21 protein-coding genes are annotated in these 20,392 nt (G+C 41.0%); 1 reads left to right on the top strand and 20 read right to left on the bottom strand.

The annotated features are described in order from the left end of the window. Positions 1–5: 5 nt before the first annotated feature. From HMPREF1048_RS02945 to HMPREF1048_RS02915, 7 genes are all read right to left on the bottom strand, one after another. Entirely contained in the window at positions 6–617 is a 612-nt protein-coding gene (locus HMPREF1048_RS02945; protein WP_000806742.1) for a divisome accessory protein ZapJ, read from the bottom strand. A 47-nt stretch (positions 618–664) separates the two neighbouring features. Beyond that, a complete protein-coding gene (locus HMPREF1048_RS02940) occupies positions 665–3,763 on the bottom strand; it encodes a pilus expression-regulating Snf2 family helicase (protein WP_001096277.1) in 3,099 nt (1,032 codons plus the stop codon). Between the two features lie 92 nt (positions 3,764–3,855). Beyond that, positions 3,856–5,022, bottom strand: a complete 1,167-nt coding sequence (locus HMPREF1048_RS02935; protein ID WP_000521360.1) for a MalY/PatB family protein — start codon at positions 5,020–5,022, stop codon at positions 3,856–3,858. Between the two features lie 7 nt (positions 5,023–5,029). Beyond that, positions 5,030–6,124, bottom strand: coding sequence for a cystathionine gamma-synthase (locus HMPREF1048_RS02930; protein WP_000031937.1), 1,095 nt, complete (start codon positions 6,122–6,124; stop codon positions 5,030–5,032). A 164-nt stretch (positions 6,125–6,288) separates the two neighbouring features. Then, the gene (locus HMPREF1048_RS02925) at positions 6,289–6,744 is read right to left on the bottom strand and encodes a hypothetical protein (RefSeq protein WP_000225763.1); all 456 of its coding nucleotides are present in this window, start codon (positions 6,742–6,744) and stop codon (positions 6,289–6,291) included. 314 nt (positions 6,745–7,058) lie between these two features. After that, on the bottom strand, positions 7,059–9,017 hold the full coding sequence (locus HMPREF1048_RS02920; RefSeq protein WP_000748526.1) for a peptide ABC transporter substrate-binding protein: 1,959 nt from the start codon (positions 9,015–9,017) through the stop codon (positions 7,059–7,061). 200 nt (positions 9,018–9,217) lie between these two features. Beyond that, positions 9,218–10,843, bottom strand: coding sequence for a putative polysaccharide biosynthesis protein (locus tag HMPREF1048_RS02915; RefSeq protein ID WP_000017784.1), 1,626 nt, complete (start codon positions 10,841–10,843; stop codon positions 9,218–9,220). A 105-nt stretch (positions 10,844–10,948) separates the two neighbouring features. Between HMPREF1048_RS02915 and HMPREF1048_RS02910 the strand changes: the two genes are divergently transcribed. Then, the gene (locus HMPREF1048_RS02910) at positions 10,949–12,394 is read left to right on the top strand and encodes a UDP-N-acetylmuramoyl-L-alanyl-D-glutamate--L-lysine ligase (RefSeq protein WP_000590285.1); all 1,446 of its coding nucleotides are present in this window, start codon (positions 10,949–10,951) and stop codon (positions 12,392–12,394) included. Between the two features lie 46 nt (positions 12,395–12,440). Here HMPREF1048_RS02910 and HMPREF1048_RS02905 read toward each other — a convergent pair whose 3' ends face one another. The 13 genes from HMPREF1048_RS02905 to HMPREF1048_RS02845 form a co-directional block, all read right to left on the bottom strand. Next, on the bottom strand, positions 12,441–12,632 hold the full coding sequence (locus tag HMPREF1048_RS02905) for a CsbD family protein (protein WP_000051182.1): 192 nt from the start codon (positions 12,630–12,632) through the stop codon (positions 12,441–12,443). Positions 12,633–12,731: 99 nt separating this feature from the next. Continuing rightward, positions 12,732–13,382 carry a DUF1803 domain-containing protein gene (locus HMPREF1048_RS02900; RefSeq protein WP_000614470.1) on the bottom strand — a complete coding sequence of 217 codons (651 nt, stop codon included), beginning with the start codon at positions 13,380–13,382 and terminating at the stop codon, positions 12,732–12,734. Next, a complete protein-coding gene (locus tag HMPREF1048_RS02895) occupies positions 13,366–13,878 on the bottom strand; it encodes a YiiX/YebB-like N1pC/P60 family cysteine hydrolase (RefSeq protein WP_000894382.1) in 513 nt (170 codons plus the stop codon). The genes HMPREF1048_RS02900 and HMPREF1048_RS02895 overlap by 17 nt, the downstream gene beginning before the upstream one ends. Before the next feature lie 86 nt (positions 13,879–13,964). After that, positions 13,965–14,900, bottom strand: a complete 936-nt coding sequence (locus tag HMPREF1048_RS02890) for a manganese-dependent inorganic pyrophosphatase (RefSeq protein WP_000036048.1) — start codon at positions 14,898–14,900, stop codon at positions 13,965–13,967. 82 nt (positions 14,901–14,982) lie between these two features. Further along, entirely contained in the window at positions 14,983–15,270 is a 288-nt protein-coding gene (locus tag HMPREF1048_RS02885) for a GIY-YIG nuclease family protein (RefSeq protein WP_000349614.1), read from the bottom strand. Beyond that, positions 15,260–16,009 carry a tRNA1(Val) (adenine(37)-N6)-methyltransferase gene (locus tag HMPREF1048_RS02880; protein WP_000390775.1) on the bottom strand — a complete coding sequence of 250 codons (750 nt, stop codon included), beginning with the start codon at positions 16,007–16,009 and terminating at the stop codon, positions 15,260–15,262. Before HMPREF1048_RS02880 ends, HMPREF1048_RS02885 begins: the two co-directional genes overlap by 11 nt. 52 nt (positions 16,010–16,061) lie before the next feature. Further along, entirely contained in the window at positions 16,062–16,424 is a 363-nt protein-coding gene (locus tag HMPREF1048_RS02875) for a S1 RNA-binding domain-containing protein (protein ID WP_000689589.1), read from the bottom strand. Between the two features lies 1 nt (position 16,425). Continuing rightward, on the bottom strand, positions 16,426–17,826 hold the full coding sequence (locus HMPREF1048_RS02870; protein ID WP_000339008.1) for a bifunctional Cof-type HAD-IIB family hydrolase/peptidylprolyl isomerase: 1,401 nt from the start codon (positions 17,824–17,826) through the stop codon (positions 16,426–16,428). An 81-nt stretch (positions 17,827–17,907) separates the two neighbouring features. Further along, complete coding sequence (locus HMPREF1048_RS02865; RefSeq protein ID WP_000858586.1) at positions 17,908–18,417, bottom strand: GNAT family N-acetyltransferase; 510 nt, start codon at positions 18,415–18,417, stop codon at positions 17,908–17,910. Positions 18,418–18,672: 255 nt separating this feature from the next. After that, complete coding sequence (gene rpsR / locus HMPREF1048_RS02860; RefSeq protein WP_000068664.1) at positions 18,673–18,912, bottom strand: 30S ribosomal protein S18; 240 nt, start codon at positions 18,910–18,912, stop codon at positions 18,673–18,675. A gap of 31 nt (positions 18,913–18,943) precedes the next feature. Further along, complete coding sequence (gene ssbA, locus HMPREF1048_RS02855; protein WP_000609602.1) at positions 18,944–19,414, bottom strand: single-stranded DNA-binding protein SsbA; 471 nt, start codon at positions 19,412–19,414, stop codon at positions 18,944–18,946. Between the two features lie 11 nt (positions 19,415–19,425). Continuing rightward, positions 19,426–19,716 (bottom strand): 30S ribosomal protein S6, encoded by a 291-nt coding sequence (rpsF, locus tag HMPREF1048_RS02850; RefSeq protein ID WP_001151780.1) that lies wholly within the window; start codon positions 19,714–19,716, stop codon positions 19,426–19,428. Between the two features lie 163 nt (positions 19,717–19,879). After that, on the bottom strand, positions 19,880–20,392 hold a 513-nt coding region (locus HMPREF1048_RS02845; protein ID WP_000321116.1), incomplete at its 5' end, for an LPXTG cell wall anchor domain-containing protein.

The following is a 20,392-nucleotide window of genomic DNA, read 5'->3' as shown; positions in this document are numbered from 1 at the left end:
CTCCCCTACTCAGTAATTCTTGTCAGATTCAACTCTTGGGCAACCTGACGTTCCTGTTCTGTTTGCTTATTCTTTTTATTATAGATTTGACTCTTCTTTAGAAAATCGTAGTTGTTCTTTTTAGCTTTTTCCGTTTGGTTTTTCGGAGTTGGATTCGCCACTTGGCCAACCTCCTCAGCTAAGATATAGTGAGACTGGCTCAAGTTTTTACTAAATTTGGCAAACTCACCTGGATTTTCCTTTTGAAATGGTGCTGTTGGTTGGTTTCCTTGACGAACAAGTGTTGAACCATTGTGTCGTCTAGTATGACTAACATCCTGAGTCAAATACTTGGCTGAACGTTTCTTCTTTAAGTCCGCACGCGCCTCTTCTCGAGCCAATTCAGCATAGGTTTTTTCAACTTTTTTAGGTTCTGGGCTTGGCTTCGACTCCTTGTTAACCACTGGAGAAACTACGGTTTCTTCCTCATTGATAGGAGACCATTCCAAATGGTTCTTATCGCGGTAATCACCTTTGATATTGCTAATAAAGTCTGACTCATCGTACAAGTCCATGACTGGCATTTTGGTCAGCATGATCTCATCATCTGACACCAATGGAAATCGATCTTGTTTCATTTTGTATTTCCTTTCAACACTTCATTATAGCGTATTGTCTTGATTTTTCAAGTGCTGGCTTCAGAAATTCCCAAAATTTCACGAATTTCTGCCAGGCTGAGACTCGCACGCGACTCCGTACCATCTAAAACTTGGGAAACCAAATGTTTCTTTTGTTCTTGAAGTTCTTGGATTTTCTCTTCAATGGTTCCTTTTGTAATTAAGCGATAAACCTCTACCTTCTGCTCCTGTCCCATACGATGGGCACGTCCGATAGCCTGGGCTTCGACAGCGGGATTCCACCAAAGGTCAACCAAAATAACCGTATCAGCTCCCGTTAGATTGAGACCAACACCACCCGCCTTAAGGGAGATGAGAAAGGCATCTCTTTCCCCTTGGTTAAAGGCCTTGGTCATCTCCTGTCTGTCATGAGCAGGAGTTGAACCTGTGATTTTGAAGGAGGTCAAGCCCAAGTCTGGGAGTTCTTGCTCGATTTTTTCCAACATTCCTTTGAACTGGGAGAAAATCAAGACCCGATGCCCACCATCAGCCACTTGTAGCAATAAATCTCGAAGACTATCCAATTTACCACTAGCTCCTTGGTAATCGTCCATGAAGAGAGCAGGCGTATCGCAGATCTGGCGCAAACGCATGAGTCCAGATAAGATTTCTACCCGACTTCTCTGGAATTCTTGATCTGTCACTTGCGCTAGGCGGTCTCGCATCTGTTGCAACTGGGCTAGATAGATAGCCTTCTGTTGGTCTTCCAGTTCATTTTTATAGACGACTTCGATCAGATCAGGCAGTTCTGTAAGAACTTCTTCTTTCTTACGCCTCATGACGAAAGGCTTGATAAACTGCGCGACTCGGTCAGCCGGTAATTTCATAAACTCCTTTTTACTTGGCAAGAGCCCTGGAAGCACAATTTGGAAGATAGACCACAACTCTCCTAAATGATTTTCGATAGGCGTACCTGACAAAGCAAAGACTGCTGGCACCACAAACTGGCGCAAACTCTGAGCGATCTTGGTCTGAGCATTTTTCATGACCTGAGCTTCATCTAAGAAAAGGAAGTCAAAGGCCATCCCCTGATAAAGATCACTGTCCTGACGGAAGGTAGCATAGCTCGTCACATAGATTTGATGGCACTCGGCAAGAATCTCCCCACGACTAGCTTTCAAACCATGAACGACAGCCAAATCCAACTGTGGGGCAAATTTTCTAAATTCATCTGCCCAGTTGTAGATCAAACCTGACGGCGCTAAAATCAAAACCCGACTTTCTTTTGTCACTTGACTGGTTAAAAAAGCAATGGTCTGCAGGGTTTTACCAAGTCCCATATCGTCAGCCAAAATCCCACCAAAACCATAATGATGGAGCATTTGCAGCCAGCCGATTCCCTTTTCCTGATAATCTCGCAAGTCAGCCTGAACTTGAGTTGTTTGTCTAGGGAAGTCCTCTGGATGCGTCAAATCATGAGCCAGATTCTGGAATTCTTGTGAAAAAGAAACACGGTCACGCCCCTCAAAAAGATGAGCTAAACTATAGGCCAAAGATTTCCGAGTCTGTAAGGAGCCATCTTTTAGTTCAAACTGCCCCAGCTCCTGTAGATTTTGGCGAATTTTCTTGGTTTCTTCATCAAAAAAGTAGACTTGATTAGACGAATCAATATAAAAATCTCGATTGGCAACCAAGGCCTGCATGGCTTGGTCGATTTCCTCTTGGGCAATATCTTGAAAATCAAACTGGATTTCCAAGAGACCTCCCTTGGAAGCAATCTGCACTTGAGGACTTGCTAGACTATAAATCTCTTCTAGCTTATCTGATAGGTCAACATTCCCGAGTTTTTCAAAGACTGGAATAATTTCGTTGAAGAAATGATAGACAGACTCTGCTTTTATGGCCTGACGCCAAGATTGAAAATCGGCTTCAAAGCCCGCAGCCAAACAGACTTGGAAAATTCTTTCTTCTAAGTCCGCGTCACTCGAAAATGGTAATTCTTCTAACTCTTGTCGGCTTGATACCTGCCTATCCCCATAATCAAACTGAATTTCTAAACGAATCCGATTATCTTCTTCCCTGTCAAAGTAAAAAGAGGGCGTAAAGGTTTTGATTTGTAGCCGTTCTGGAGCTGAAACAATCCCCATCTGGCTAAAGAGCGTTAGACAAGAAGCCAACTTATCTCGGTCACTGCTATCAAATTGCAGGTATTTCTTTCCATGTTGATCCACAGGTAGCGCTTTAATTTCCTTGAGAAGACGCATCTGCTGGTCTGTTAGAAAATAAACCTGACCTTTATGGAAAAGCACAGCTCCCTGATAAAAGACATTGACCCTTGGACTCTCACTGATTTCCATTTCAAAATAATCCGAGTATTCTGTTACTGTAAAGGCAAATAAATTAGCATCAGCATGCATATCCTGAAAAAGCAGAGTCTGATAGCTATCCACTTGATGGTCAAATTGAAAATGCGGCAAGGTCATCAGTAAATTCACACCCTGCTCAAAAAAAGTCAGAGGGAAAAAGAGGTGCCGACCTTGGTTTTGGAAAAAGAGGTCTGGAGCCTGTCCTTCCTCCATCAGTCCTCGCAAGAAAGTCAGAAGTTCTTGACTGGCCTCATCAAAGACTTCCCAAGAAAGAGACTCCTCATAAATCTTGCCAATCATATAAGACTTTCTCTGCTCGACAATCCTTAAAAAGAGTGGAATATCCCGAATGACATAGTATTTTTGGCTATTGATTTGCCCGATTCTCAGGGTCCACAAGATATGATTGGTTCCTGCTTCCACCTGACCCACAGCCGATAATTCATAGAATCGGTCTGATTTTGGAGACAAGATTCGGTCCAAAAATTTGCCACCCAAGGTCACCTTGGTTTCAACGGCCTCTTTTTCTTCATGACCTTCTTCCAGACTCTGCAAAATTTCCTGACCACGCTCATCATTTTTTAGAAAATGCTCCAGCGCTGCCAAATGCACACAGTAGCCCCTCTTTTGGAAAAAATCGCAGGCACAAAAAACCAAATCATCCTCTAAACTATAGCGCAGTTCTTCTTCTGCAACGCGAGCGTAGAGCCGATTGTTCTTTTCCTTGATAATGTCAACCTTACCAGTTTCATAAAGGGCAACGCCTTCGATACGGACTTTCCCCGGAATCAATTTAGCCATATTTTTACCTTTACCTTATCTTTTTATTATACCATATTTTCCCCTATGAAAATAGCCTTCTAGGAAGACTTTTCTCCTAGAAGGCTGGATTTTTAACGTTTGGCAAAAGTCGTCACAATTCGCTGACAAACTTCTTGCAGCAGAGACTTAGGCATGGCTACATTGAGGCGGGCATGGAGACTTCCTTCCTCTCCAAAATCCAAACCACGGTTGAGGATGACCTTAGCTTCATTTCTCAACAGCTCTTGCAATGTTTCATCAGTCAGGTCATAGGCTGAAAAATCAAGCCAAATCAAGTAGGTTCCTTGCGGTTTCATGACCTTGATTTTAGTTTCTTTTTCAAATAGATCGACCACATAGTTGATGTGGTCTTCAAAGACTTGCTTGAGTTCCTCTAACCAATCCTTCCCATAGCGATAAGCAGCTTCTGTCGCCAAATAGCCCAAGCCTGAAATTTCATGCTGATTATTGGTCAACTGGCGTTTCTGGTAAGCCAGTCTCAACTTAGGATTTTCAATGACTGCATAGGAATTTTTTGTTCCAGCAATATTAAAGGTTTTAGTGGCACTGCTCAAGATGATAGCAAATTCTTTAAAGTCAGGGTTGACGGTATTGAAAGGCTGGTGTTTGTGACCAAAGAGAGCCAAATCTTGGTGAATCTCATCCGAAACCAAGAAAACACCGTGTTTTTGGCAGAGTTGGCCAATCTTCTCCAACACTTCCTTTTCCCAAACACGTCCACCAGGATTGTGAGGATTGCAGAGAATATAAAGTTTGACATCCTCTTCCACCAAATCCTTCTCAAGTTGATCAAAGTCAATCTCAAACAGACCATCCTTTTCCACCAAAGAATTGGTAATCAATCTACGGTTGTTCAACTTGACACTGCGAGCAAAAGGTGGGTAGACAGGTGTGTTAATCAGAACCGCCTCACCTTCTTTTGTAAAGGCTTGAATAGCTGTTGAGATGGCTGGTACCACACCCTCGATAAAGACAAGAGCCTCTTTGTCAAAGTGGTAGCCGTGTTGTGTGGTTTCCCACTTTTGAACTTCCTTAATTAACTCTTCACTGGCATAGGTATAGCCATAAACCAGTTGGTCTGCGTAAGTCTGCACAGCTTGGCGGATTTCAGGCAAGACTACAAAGTCCATATCCGCTATCCAAGCTGGTAGAACTTCACTATCCGTTTCCGCCTCTTTCCATTTATAGGTATGGTGCCCTAAACGGTTTGGCAGGCTTGTAAAATCATATTTTCCCATCTTTGTCTTATCCTTCTAATGCTTGGTGCAAATCTGCAATCAAATCTCTAGCATCCTCAATCCCAATAGACAAACGCAAGAGGTCATCTGTCAAACCATAAGAATGGCGCACTTCTGCCGGAATATCAGCGTGAGTTTGTGTCGTTGGATAAGTAATAAGACTCTCTACTCCACCCAAACTTTCCGCAAAAGAGAAGACCTTGAGGCTGTTCAAAATGTGAGGAATGCGTGTTTCATCCGCTACTTTAAAGGAAATCATGCCTCCACGACCAGTGTAGAGAACTTCCTTAACTGCTGGAGAATCCTTCAAAAAGGCAACCACTTCTTGGGCGTTAGCTGTTGAGCGCTCCATACGAAGAGACAAGGTCTTGAGACCACGAATCAATTGATAACTGTCAAATGGAGACAAGACTGCCCCTGTCGTATTGAGATTGTAGAAAAGCTTCTCGTATAGTTCTAAACTATTGGTCACAACCACTCCAGCCAAGACATCATTGTGGCCTGCTAGGTACTTGGTTGCTGAATGAAGAACGATATCTGCTCCATCTTCAATCGGACGTTGGTAGATAGGGCTGTAGAAGGTATTGTCCACCACCACTTTAGCACCCTTAGCATGAGCCAATTTGGCTAGTTTTTCGATATCAAATTCCAACATCAAGGGATTGGTTGGTGTTTCGATATAGAGAACATCCACGTCCTTTTCTAACTCGGCAATCAACTCTTCTTCTGTATTGGCATAGGTAAAATGGAAACGGCCTTCCTGCTCCACTTGATTGAACCAGCGGAAAGAACCACCGTAAAGGTCACGGACAGCCAAAACCTTACTTCCTACTGGGAAGACACTAAAGGCCAGTACAATAGCTGACATCCCTGAGCTAGTCGCTAGCGCATAGTCTGCTGACTCAATAGCCGCCAAGACTTCTTCAGCCTTACTGCGAGTTGGGTTTTTAGTACGCGTATAGTCAAATCCAGTAGATTTACCAAACTCTGGATGCTGATAAGTCGTTGAAAAATGAAGCGGTGTCACCAAAGCTCCTGTCGCTTCATCTGACTTGATACCCGCCTGGGCCAAAATTGTGTTGATGTGTAATTCCTTGCTCATACAATTCCTCCAAATCTATAGTAACTATTGTACCACTTATTTTCATCAACTCATTTTCTTCTTTTCAAGAGCTAGTTATAGTTTCAAACTATAGACTTATCGAGTAAAGCTAAAAAGAATCCAGAAAAGCTTCCAGATTCTTTTGTGAAAATGATTGCTAGGTTTTACTGTGAACGAAAGAAATCCTGTTGGGCTAAATAGTCATAATGCTCTTTGTTAAATTGATATTGGCCCACATGCTGACCAATCTGACCGACATCCACAGAAAAAATATAGTCTTCATTTTGATAGTTCCAGTTCAGCCTAACTGTATTCAAGACTATCTTATAAGCAAAATCTTTGACTTGATTCCAAGGCATCTCTACGACTTGATTAGAACGATTTCCAGTTACATCACTGATGTCCATCAAGTAGATTCCCTTAGGTGTGAATGCTATAAGCTTAGGCTTCACACTCGACTGAACATAGTAGGAACCACCTATAATGAAAAAATCAATAAAGGATTTCAACAATGTCTTTTTCTTGAAAGCCATCAGAAAATTCTTTTGCCCTTCAATGCGACAAGTTGAAAGAAATGATGCAATCTGTTTTTCTGTTGCAAACTCCATAATAGCGACCATGATGATACCTCCATAACGATTAGTAAATAGGCAGATAAGAACTCTTCACATAAACGAAGAACTTATCATTTGTTACGTTTTATCTTACTTTTTTAGTAGACAGCATCCCTCCTATAAAATCATCCTAACATGTGCATACTTCCATTAACGCTGGAAGAGACTTTCGAAAATAGTTCCTCATGTTTTTGTTATATTCATTATAACATAAATTCAGTAAACCAATTAAAAAATGTAAACACTTTCAGCCCAAATTTGCCATCATTCTATAAAAAACGACAGCTTCTTTCGAAACCATCGTTTTTCTTGAAAAATCCCTATTTCACATGTTTTGCCAATTCTTCTTGGGCTTTTTTATTAGATTCTTCTTTTTCTTTCAACCATTTTTCTTTGGCTTTTTCATATTCGTCTTTTGTAACTGTCTTATCTTGTAATTTGAGGTATTTATATGATTCAACCCCTTTATTACCAGCCAATGAATATGGTGTTGAGAAAGGAACAATTTTTCTCAATGTTGGTGTTCCGCCTAGTGAAACATTTGGAATTGCTAGAGAGCTATCTACTAACCAAGCTTGGGCATCTGCATATTTTTCATAACGTTTAGCTGGATCTTGCTCCTTATTAGCTTCTTCCAACATTTGAGTGTAGACATCCAGCCCAACAGCCTTGGCCTTGTCATTGGCTTCACCTGGCTCTATACCTAGATTTTGCATCAAACCACCAGAATTAACGTTAAAGACGTCAAGATAGGTTGAAGGATCTTGATAGTCTGCAGTCCAACCACCATTGTAAAGATCATAATCCTTCTGAGCTGCAGTTTGAGCAAGATAACCTGAACTATCATAGTCCTCTGTAGAAAGTTGATGAACATCAATCACAACATTATCTGCACCTAAGACAGATTCTATTGATTGCTTCATGGAATTAATTCCTTGAATTTCAGCCTTATTAGCCAAATCTATAGTTTTATCTAAGTGTATAGGGAATTGAACTCCTTTGGCTTGGAGTTCTTTCTTAGCTTCAGCAAATTTAGCTTTAGCTTTTTCTGGATTGTAGTATGGATCTTGGGCATCTGCAAAGTTGATTCCCTGCCATTCCTTACCATAGTTGACCATCTTAGAGGCTACTACTTCACCAAAGTCTTTTCCGTTGATACTTACGAAGTTTGGAGGAACGACGAGGTTACGCAAAATCTTAGTTGCCCCCTCTTCTCCTTGAGATTGGGCCCCGTAAGCTGTACGGTCATAGGCAAAATTAATGGCTTGACGGAAGTTCTTGTTAAGAACCGCTTCTTGAGTCGATTTCTTTTCAGCATCACTTGTCTTGGAAGTGAATTTATAAGATTTTCTATCTAAATTGAAGTTTAAGAAGTAAGAAGTAGCATCTTGCATGCTATAGATGATATTGTCCTTATTCTTTTCTTTGATCCCTTCGAAGCTTGAACTGTTTGGATAGAGACGAGCATAGCTATAAACACCTTCAGTAAAATTACGTGCTAACGCATCTTGGTCACTACCATCAAAATAAGTCAATTTGACATCATCTACAAAGACATTTTTAGCATCCCAGTAGTTAGGATTTTTCTTGTATTCGATGACCGATTTTGAAACAAAGGATTTCATCAAGAAAGGTCCATTGTACAAAATGCTAGATGGATCTACCTTCCCAAAATCATCCCCTTTTGATTTCAAGAAATCCGCATTGACTGGGAAGAGAATGGTTGAGGTTGTTTTTGAGTTCCAATAAGGTTCTGGTCGAGCCAAGGTATATTGAACGGTTTGGTCATCAAGAGCCTTGATTCCGACAGTTGAAAAGTCGCTTGTTTTACCAGTGATATAGTCATCTAAACCTGCAACGGATTCTTGCACTAAGTACAAGGCTTCTGATTTTTTATCAGCCGCATATTTCAAACCAGTGACAAAATCTTGGGCAGTTACAGGAGCATATTCATCTCCATCTGCAGTGTACCATTTAGCATCTTTACGCAATTTATAGGTATAGGTCAAACCGTCTTGAGAAACAGTCCAATCCTCAGCCAAGGATGGGACATAGTTCCCATATTGGTCATTTTCCATGAGACCATCTACCAGGTTGGTCACAATATCAGTAGTTGTTGAACGGTTTTCTGCTAGATAGTTCAAACTAGATGGATCACTTGAGTAAACATAATTGTATGTTTTTGATGCTGTGCTAGAATTTCCACAGGCACTTAACAAAATACCTGCACTTAACACGACACCTGCAAGCGTTGCATACTTGGCCTTAGACTTTTTCATTTCCAGAACCTCCTGATTTAAATATTTGTCTTATTATACAACTTGGGTTTTATTTAGTCAATAGTTTTCTAAGTAAAATTTAAGAAAAATAAAATTTCTATCTACAAACTATAGAAATTATTCTACAAAATAATAAAAAGAGAATAATTCAAGCATTTCATGATAGAAATGTTCAAATTATCCCTTTTATTTATAAAAAATTATTGAGAAATTCTTAATTTTGCTCGTAGACGATTTGCTTGGGCTTTTCCAATCACCTTATCCAATAGACGGGTACGAAGACTCAAGAATCCATAAACTCCTCCCCCTATGGCACCGACAAGGGCTACATATAGGAAACTCCACAAACGTCCACTTGGTTGGAAGACAAATCCTAAAATCCACTGCAATGTCCCTACTACTAGAAACATGAAAATAGTTAACAAACTGATTAAAATGGTTCGTTTCAAAATCACCTTGCGCTTAACACCAGTTACCTTACAAATATCCCGATACATCAAGACGTTAGGAATAATAAGACCGATGGTTGTGGAAATCAAAGGACCATAACTGTGGAAGAGGGCGATGGTAGGTATTTGCAAGACTAGCTTGGCAATGGAACCATAGATAAAATAGAGAACAGCCTTGCGGTTGCGGAACATGGCCTGAAGCATTGGAGACAAGACCATGTACAGACCTAAAATAGTAGACTGCAAAACTGCAAAGACAAACAAGCCCATAGCCAAACTATCTGGCTTGCCATAGAAGACTGTATATAAAGGTTCTCCTACCATAACCACTCCAACCGTTGCTGGTAACAGGAATACAAAAAGCATGGTAATGCTGTCCTGAACGAGACGAGAAGCTGCCTTCAAGTCCCCCTTGACATAGTTTTCAGTCAAAAGTGGTAAACCGACACCCCCAATTGAAACCCCAACAGAAATCAAAATCATCGTGATTTTATTTGGGTTGGCAGAAAAATAAGAAAACATGACAATTAAGTCTTCATTACTGTAGTTGCTAAACCACTTCATGCTATTGATAAAGGTATTTTGGTCCAAGATTTGGAAAAGCTGAATAGCCGAACCAGTCAAGATAAAAGGAATAGCTTCCTTAATGGTATCAACCAAAAGACGCTTGCTGTTAATCTTATCTCCTGTTTCAAAGACTCTTTTGAGTAACCCTTCTTGAGCAAGGAAATAGACCAAAACTGCAAAACTAGCTACCATGCCGACAAAGGCAGCAAAGGTGGATTGGGTAACGGCTGCTAGGTAATCTCCTGAACCGAGCTTCATAATGATAAAGGTCGCTAAGAGCATCCAGATAACACGAATGACCTGCTCAGCGATTTGGCTCATGGCATAAGGTTTGAGGTTATTCATCCCTTGGAAAAATCCTCGGATAACACTCATAGATGGGAAAATCAAGACTCCCCAAGCCAAGCTTTGCATGATTGGGATCAAGTCTTTGCCCACGCCAGACAAGTCTGCTAGCCAAGGAGCAAAGACATACAAGATTAAAGCAAAAACGAGGCCTAGTCCTGTCATAAATCCTAAAAAGCTCCGAATCAGGGCAAAGCTATGCTCTTCTTCTCGCATGGTATTATACTTGGCAACTTGCTTGGCCACCGCAACTGGAATCCCTGCTGTTGAAACCAGCAAGAACCAGGCATAGATATTATAACCCATGGTAAAGAGACCATTGGCCGTAGCTGCATAAGACCCCATCCAGATGTACCATGGGATAATATAAATAGCCCCGAGTAGGCGACTGATAAAGTTACTAGCCGTTAGCCAAGCAGTCCCCCGTAACATCTGGGCCTGCTGGTGATTGTTTTCGTGCGACATAGATTCCTCATTCAATTTTGATAACTAGGAAAAACTCCTTATCTTCCATTATAAACTTTTCCTTGTTACTTGTAAATTTGCGACTTTCGGTTTACAATAGAAAGTATGATTAAGATTGAAACCGTATTAGATATATTAAAGAAAGATGGTCTCTTCCGCGAGATTATCGACCAAGGACATTATCACTACAACTACAGCCATGTCGTATTTGACAGTATCTGCTATGACAGTCGTAAGGCCAAAGAAAAGAGCCTCTTTTTCGTCAAAGGTGCTGCCTTTAAGAAGGAATTCCTGATTTCTGCCATCTCTCAAGACCTCGGTTGGTATGTGGCTGAAAAAGACTATGAGGTTGGTATTCCTGCTATTATCGTCAGTGATATCAAGAAAGCCATGAGTTTGGTAGCTATGGAATTTTATGGAAATCCACAGGACAAACTCAAACTCCTTGCCTTTACTGGTACTAAGGGTAAGACAACAGCAGCCTATTTCGCTTATAACATTTTATCTCAAAGTCACCGACCTGCAATGTTGTCGACCATGAACACAACTCTAGATGGCAAGACTTTCTTTAAGTCTGCATTGACAACTCCTGAGAGCATCGACCTCTTTGACATGATGCATCAAGCTGTGCAAAATGACCGTACCCACCTCATCATGGAAGTCTCCAGTCAAGCATATCTGGTCAAACGTGTCTATGGTCTAACCTTTGATGTGGGAGTTTTCCTCAATATCAGCCCAGACCATATCGGCCCGATTGAACACCCTAGCTTTGAAGACTACTTCTACCACAAACGTCTCTTGATGGAAAATAGCCGAGCAGTCATCGTTAACAGTGACATGGACCACTTTTCTGTCTTGAAAGAACAAGTGGCAGATCAAGACTATGATTTCTACGGTAGTAAGTCTGAAAACCAAATCGAGAATTCCAAAGCCTTTAGCTTTTCAGCTACGGGTAAACTCTCTGGAGACTATGATATCCAACTGATTGGTCACTTCAACCAAGAAAATGCCATTGCTGCTGGACTTGCTTGTCTCCGTCTCGGAGCTAGTCTTGAAGACATCAAAAAAGGAATTGCTGCAACCCGCGTTCCTGGTCGTATGGAAGTCCTCACTCAGAAAAATGGAGCCAAGGTCTTCATCGACTATGCCCACAATGGTGACAGTCTCAAAAAACTCATCAATGTGGTTGAAACTCATCAAACTGGAAAAATTGCTCTGGTTCTGGGTTCAACAGGAAATAAAGGAGAAAGCCGTCGTAAGGACTTTGGCCTCCTCCTCAATCAACATCTTGAGATTCAAGTCTTTCTGACTGCTGATGACCCCAACTATGAAGACCCAATGGCCATTGCAGATGAAATTAGTAGCTACATCAATCATCCTGTTGAAAAAATTGCGGATCGCCAAGAAGCCATCAAGGCAGCTATGGCTATCACAAATCACGAATTAGATGCTGTCATTATTGCTGGTAAGGGAGCAGATTGCTACCAAATCGTCCAAGGAAAAAAAGAAACCTATCCTGGAGATGCAGCCGTTGCAGAAAATTATTTATAAGATAGTAAAAAATCAAGGGAAATGAAACCCTTGATTTTTTCTATTTTTATTTAAAAGCGTTTTTCAAACCTTCAACGGCACCTTCTACAGCACCTTTAGCATCTTCAACTACTTCTTTTGCCTTAGCAACTGTCTTTTCTACAGCGCCTTCTGCTTCAGTCTTACCATCTCCAGTAACTTTACCAAATCCTTCTTTGATAGCGCCTGTTGCTTGTTCCAATTTGTTTTCAAGTGACATATGATTGTCTCCTTTAGTTTTATTCCGATATGTGTTACCGGTTACATATAGTTTATACCGAATACTAAGGAAAGTCAAACAATGTGCTCAGAAAAAAAATCAGGCCAAGTAGAAAGTTAATCTTTCCTTATCAAAATCGACGGCCAACTCATACTTTCCATCTTCATTTTGAATAATATAACCTAGGACAACTAAACTGTCCACAAAGATATCACGGCGTTTCTGCATCAGTTGATCTTTTTTGAGAAATTTTAGCAAAAAAGTTGTCATATATTTGAGAGCATACTCAGGATTAACATCTCCCAAAATGGCATAAAGTTCCCGCTGTTTTTCTGTCAAAGGATACTGATGTTTGACATTGTAGAAATAATTAGACAGGGTCATTTTAGTGCGCGCAAAGTCCGTCTTTTCAACTAAAATAGCTGCATTGGTTTGATTGCGCAATTCCGTCTCAAAACGCTGCTCCAACAAAGTTTGATAGATCGGACTATCTTCTTTAACAAAAATCTCTTGATCCAGTTCGAGACTATCGAGTGATTCAAGCATAGGAAGATTGAGGTGATAGCGCTTATTTTCTCGTAGAATAAAGCCAGCCTTTATATACTCTTCCATGAGTTTGTCAACTGCTACATCTGGAAATTGAGCCTTAATTTCTCGCAAAATAACATCCTCATGCTGGTCCAGATAGCGGATCAATTCTCCAAAAAAAGGCTGTCTCGTCAAACGAGATGGATTAAAAATCTGAATCATGAAGATTCCTTTCTTTACATTCTAACAGAGGCGATGCTGCCAACTGACTGGGATTGGTCCCAGCTTGGTTCAGAGGAACAGGCAAACCTAGTTCTCTATAATACTCCTTCCAAAAATCACTAATCTCCTGCTCCCCATCCCCAAATTTCATGGGAATAGTTTCAAAAATGGGGAGAATTTCTGCCATATACTGGGAACAGTAAAAACCAGCTTCATCTGGATAGAAAGAAGCATTATAAGGAGCTCCAAGATGTTTGAAAGCTCTTTCCTCCACCGAATGGATATCCATTTCTGGGTAGACATAAAGGTCGTACAAGTGATTGGGCTCAAAGAAGTCTGCTGGTTCCTGACAGACCACACCATCCTGTCCACTAGCGTGGTAAATCATCCCATCCAAATAAATGGCAACATGGTTATAGTTGCCTGTGGAAGTCTGGATGGCCTGTCCCATATCTGATTCATCTCTCACAAAAATCAAATCACCAGTTTCTAACATGCTTCACTCCTAGAAAAAAAGGAGCCGAAACTCCTTTCGATATAAGTCAAACTAGCCTTTCCAATTTTGAACTGACACCCAAAATCTTAAGCATTAAAGCTTTCAGTCAATTGAGGTACCACTTGTTTCTTACGTGAAACGGCACCAGCAAGGAAGGCATGATTGTTTTCAAGTTTGAAGTTGAAGGCTGCTTCAACCTTGCCCATGTTAGCACCAAGAGCCAAGATTTCTGAGTTGGAGTTGACGATATCTGTAATCATCAAGACAAAGTCAGAGTAGCCATTTGCTGTGTTGGCAGCTTGCATTGCAGCTTCGATTTCTGCTTGACGTTCCAAAACTTCAGCGATGTCAACTGTGTTTACTTGGGCAACACGGACATTGTTTCCATTCAATTCAAAAGTTTTAGCATCGATGTCAATCAATTCGTCAGCAGATTTGCTAGCCAAGTTGGTACCAGCTTTCAACATAGCTAAACCATATTCTTCCAAGTTCACACCAGCTAACTCAGCCAATTCAGGAGCAATAACTTTATCTGTTGGGTGTGTTGTTGGTGATTTCAAAAGAAGGGTATCTGAAATCAAACCTGAAAGCATCAAACCAGCAATCTCTTTAGGTACAGCTACACCATGTTCTTTGAACATACGATAAACGATTGAAGACGCTGATCCAACTGGCTCCAAACGCATGTAAAGTGGGCTTGCAGTTTCAAAGTTAGCCACACGGTGGTGGTCCACAACACCATAAACTTCTACTTCAGCGATATCTGATACAGATTGTTGGAATTCATTGTGGTCAGTCAGGATAACTTGCTCTGCACCTTCTGCTTTAGCAGAAGTGATAACACGCGGTGCTTCCACACCAAAATAGTTCAAGACAAAGGCTGTTTCTTCATTTGGAGTTCCAAGAGCAACAGCTTCCGTATCCAAACCATAAGCTTCTTTTGCAAGGTAGGCAAAGGCTACAGATGACCCGATGGCATCTGAGTCTGGATTTTGGTGACCAAATACTAGAATCTTAGACATGATAATACCTCATTTTGTTTATTCTCTTTATTGTAGCATTTTTTTCGCTTTTTGACAAAAGTAAGAGGAGTCAAAGGACTCGTCACGATTCTTCAAAATAACTGAGTAAATTTCTATCTTGATTTTCAGATAAAAATTCTTCCTTCTGTGACCTCTTCTTACGCTTGAGAAGAGCTTCTGCTGACATGGCTTCTTCCTTACTGGCAAAACCTTGAGCATAGATAAGTTTGACTGGCAAGCGTGCTCGTGTGTATTTGGCTCCCTTCCCACTATTGTGAACAGCGAGGCGTCTTCTCACATCAGTCGTATAGCCTGTATAGTAGGATCCGTCACGGCACTCCAGCACATACATATAAGCCTTATGATCCATAATAAATCTCTTCAAGTTCAGGCGTATAAGAGCCATCATCATTGTGAACAATGAGAGGTGGTAAAACCTTAAAGCCGCTTGTCGAGCCATCCTTGATAGCCTCAATCAAAAGCATATTAGCTTCCTTTTCCTTTTTTGGATAGACAAATTGCAGACGCTTAGGTGCTAAATTATGCCGTTGCAAGCTGTCCAAGATATCTAAAAGTCGATCAGGTCGATGAACCATGGCCAAACGCCCATTGGACTTGAGAATACTCTGGGCACTACGACAGATTTCTTCCAAATTAGTCGTGATTTCATGGCGCGCCAAGAGATAATGTTCGCTCTCGTTCAGGTTTGAATGAGGATCCACCTTGAAATAGGGTGGATTACACAAAATCATATCTACCTTACTTCCCTGGATGTAAGCAGGCATATTTTTCAAATCATCACAGATGACCTGCATCTGCTCTTCCAAACCATTCAAACGGACAGAGCGTTCAGCCATATCCGCCAAACGCTCCTGAATCTCAACAGCCAATATCTGTGCTTGAGTACGAGTGCTAGCAAAAAGTCCCACTGCTCCATTACCAGCGCAGAAATCCACTATCAAGCCCTTCTTAGGAAAACGTGGAAAGCGTGACAAGAGAACACTATCCACCGAATAGCTAAAAACCTCTCTATTTTGAATAATTTTGATATCTGTTGAGAAGAGCTGGTTAATGCGCTCTCCTGATTTTAATAATTGTTCTTCTTCCATGGTTCTATTATAGCAAATTTATATTAACATTACAAAAGATAGAGATTTCTAACTAGTGCTTCTGCTTCTTCAAATGCTGAAGGGCTTCCTTGGTCCAAATTGGCATCATTCGTTTAAGAGGCGCAAAGCCGTAGTTAAAACGGTCGCTTGAAAAGCGTCTCCGTCTAGGAAACTGGTGCTTTTCCTCCTCTAAAGTGCGGATAGAAAGACTAGCTTTTCCTGTAAATTCATCTAAATCCACTACTTGAACTTGAACTTCTTCATCGACTTTCAAGGCGTCATGAATATTTTCAATAAATCCTGTTCGAATCTCTGAAATGTGAATCAGCCCCGTATCACCCGTTTCTAGCTCAACAAAGGCACCGTAGGGCTGAATCCCTGTAATACGGCCCTTTAGCTTATCACCGATTTTCATCTTAGTCCTCGATTTCAATTGTTTCAATCACGACATCTTCAACTGGCTTGTCCATAGCCCCTGTCTCAACAGCAGCAATAGCGTCCAAAACAGCGTAAGAAGCTTCATCAGCTAGCTGACCAAATACAGTGTGACGGCGGTCTAGGTGAGGAGTTCCACCTTGCTCTGCATAGATTTCTGCGATCGGTTCTGGCCAACCACCACGAGCAATTTCTTTCTTAGAGTATGGCAAGTGTTGATTTTGGACGATAAAGAACTGGCTGCCGTTGGTATTTGGACCAGCATTGGCCATGGAAAGAGCACCACGGATATTGTAAAGTTCTTCTGAGAATTCATCCTCAAATGATTCGCCGTAGATTGCCTCGCCACCCATACCAGTTCCAGTCGGGTCTCCACCTTGAATCATAAAGTCCTTGATAATACGATGGAAAATGACACCATCATAGTAGCCATCTTTTGAAAGTGCCACAAAGTTAGCCACTGTTTTAGGAGCATGTTCAGGGAAGAGCTTGATACGCAAGTCTCCGTGATTGGTCTTAATAGTCGCGATAGGACCTTCTACTGTTTCAATGTCTACTTGTGGGAAATGCAATTCTTTTTCTACCATACCAAATCCTTCTAAGGCATCAAAAATGCCATCTTCTTCTAATGTTTTTGTAATATAATCTGCTTTTTCTTTGATCTTATCATGAGAAATTCCCATTGCAACACTGATTCCAGCATAATCAAAGAGTTCCAAGTCGTTGAGGCCATCTCCAAAAACCATGACGTTCTCTGGTTTCAAGCCCAGGTGTTCCACAACCTTTTCCACACCTGTCGCTTTGGAGCCTGAAATCGGCACAATATCAGACGAATGTTGATGCCAACGAACCATGCGAAGTTTATCAGCGAGACTGTCAGGCAAGTTCAAGTCATCTCCTTTATCTTCAAAGGTCCACATCTGATAGATGTCTTCTTTCTCATGGAAATTAGGATCCACATCCAAATCAGGGTAAATTGGATTGATTGCTTCACTAATCATATCGGTGCGAGTCGATAACTTGGCATCATGACTCCCAACCAAGCCATACTCAATTCCTTCTTGCTTAGCCCAAGAGATATACTCCTCAACATCTGACCTCTCGATCTGATGTTGATAAATGACCTGAGCTTTTTTATCTTCAATATATGCACCATTTAAGGTTACAAAAAAGTCAGGATTGAGTTCACGAATCTCAGGAACGACACCAAAAATCCCTCGTCCAGAAGCAATACCCGTCAAAATTCCTTTCTCACGTAATTGCTTAAAAACAGTTGGGATTGAAGCTGGAATAAAACCTGTCTTTGAATTCCTCAATGTATCATCAATATCAAAAAAGACAATCTTGATCTTCTTTGCCTTGTATCTTAATTTCGCATCCATCTCACTACCTCTTTCAATCTAACTCTTTCCATTATACCATAAAGTAGAGAAATCCCACATCCCCAATAAAATCCTTGTCTCTTATCCGAATTCCTTTACTAGATACAAAACCAAATCATCATTATTTTGGCTAGTTGCATTCATTTCCAAGGGTTGATTTCGATACCAAACACCTGTCCCATCTGGAATGTAGCCCCGTTTGATATACAATCTCTGGGCAGGGCCATAGCCTAAGTGCAAACCTACACCAAGAGTGACCTTATCCGATATGAGTTTGACTCGTTCTTCTGCTTCTTCTAGCAGTTGATTCCCAATCCCTTGATTTCGAAAAGGCTCAAACACATTAAAATCTGATAATTCTGGATAGACTTCTGCAAAAGGACCATGTTTAGCAGAGGGTAAAATGGTAACGTAGCCCGCTACAGCACCATCAATCTCTGCAACTAAGACTTCTCTCTCCCCACTTTCCTGTTCCTTAAAGTATCGAGTTAAAATCACCTCTCTACTTGGCCAACCTTGGCTGATAAATCCTCGAGATAGATCTTTAATGTCAGATTCTTGCATTTTTCTAATTGAACATGTCGTCTTCATAAGTTGCTCCTTTAAAGCTTTCTCCTACCATTATAGCACGATAATAAAGATTAAAAGAAAAAACCTAGTAAGACAAAAGAATCTTACTAGGTCAAAAGGGGACTCCATTCTAACAGAGTCCTGGAAAAATCTGAAAAAAAAGGCCACTAGACCCAACTCGCTCTCTCATTTCAAGGCTCGTGAAAAAAAGACCCAACTGGGTCTGAAAAAGAGGTCCGCCCGGACCTGAAAAAAAGACCCGTCGGGGTCTTTTCTTTAATCTTCGTTTACAAAAGGCATCAAAGCCATTACGCGAGCGCGTTTGATAGCTGTTGTTACTTTACGTTGGTTTTTAGCTGAAGTTCCTGTTACACGACGTGGAAGGATTTTCCCACGTTCTGAAACGAAACGGCTAAGAAGCTCAGTATCTTTGTAATCAACATATTCAATTTTGTTTGCTGCGATGTAATCAACTTTTTTACGGCGTTTGAATCCGCCACGACGTTGTTGAGCCATGTTTTTTCTCCTTTATAATTTTACTTGTCCATTAGAATGGTAAATCATCATCTGAAATATCCAATGGATTTGTTGCTCCAAATGGATTTTCATCACGTGAAAAGTCTGGTACTGAATTTGTAGGCGCTGAATAGTTTGAACTTGGTGCAGAATAAGCTCCACCTGTGTGACCCTCACGCACACTACGGCTTTCCAACATTTGGAAATTCTCAGCCACGACCTCTGTCACGTAGACACGTTGTCCTTGCTGGTTATCGTAACTACGAGTCTGGATACGGCCTGTCACCCCGATAAGCGAGCCTTTTTTAGCCCAGTTAGCAAGATTTTCAGCCTGTTGGCGCCACATAACGACATTGATAAAATCAGCCTCACGTTCGCCATTTTGACTCTTAAATGTACGGTTTACTGCAAGAGTAAAAGTCGCAACTGCTACATTTGATGGGGTATAACGCAACTCAGCGTCACGTGTCATACGCCCTACAAGTACAACATTGTTAATCATAGTTTACCTTCTTACGCGTCAGTTTTGACGATCATGTGACGAAGAATGTCAGCGTTGATTTTTGAAAGACGGTCAAACTCTTTAAGAGCTACATCGTCGTTTGCTTCAACGTTAACGATGTGGTAAAGTCCTTCACGGAAATCTTTGATTTCGTATGCAAGACGACGTTTTTCCCAAGATTTTGATTCAACAACAGTTGCACCGTTGTCAGTCAAAATAGAGTCAAAACGTGCTACCAAAGCGTTTTTAGCTTCTTCTTCAATGTTTGGACGAATAATATAAAGAATTTCGTATTTAGCCATTGATATGTTCCTCCTTTTGGTCTAATGACCCCAAGACTTTGCAAGGGGTAAGTGAGGTTCGCTCACAATAAACTATTATACTAGAAAAAAATTTTTTACGCAAGTAAAAACTCTGAAATAAAAAAAGAAGATGACGAATCATCTTCTCAAAAACTATGAGTTTTTAGTCTTCTTTTTTCTTGCGAGCTACGAGTCCGAATGCACTCAACATTCCAAGAAGTCCAAGTGCTGCAAGACTAGCGTTAGCTTCTGTACCAGTATTTGGCAATTCTTTTTGACCATCAACATATTTAGGTGTTGTTGGTTGTTTTGGTTGCTCAGGTACTGTTGGCATTTCCGGAGTCACTGGTTGCTCTGGGGTCTCTGGCTCTTGTGGAGAAACTGGTTGTACTGGTTCAACCGGTGTTGGAGTTGGCATCTCAACTTTGCGGAAGATATGTCTGATATTTCCATTTGAACCTGTCACAGTCTTCACATATTCGTAACCTGGAATTGTTCCCGGTTCTTTAGAACCTAGCTCAGTTGGTTTCAATGGATTTCCATTCTCATCAGTCCAAGTAGTTGTATTTTGCTTACCTGGATTTGGTTGAGGAACAGGTGAAGGTGTTGGAGCTGGTGGTGTTAATTTTTCGTAGACATGTTCGATGTCGCCATTTGGTAGTTTCTTCGTTTCTAC

This window comes from Streptococcus mitis SK575, assembly GCF_000257865.1.
GTDB classification, from domain to species: Bacteria; Bacillota; Bacilli; order Lactobacillales; family Streptococcaceae; genus Streptococcus; species Streptococcus mitis_CQ.
The sequence above is the reverse complement of the archived record's forward strand: the minus strand, read 5'-3'. Positions and strand labels throughout refer to the sequence as shown.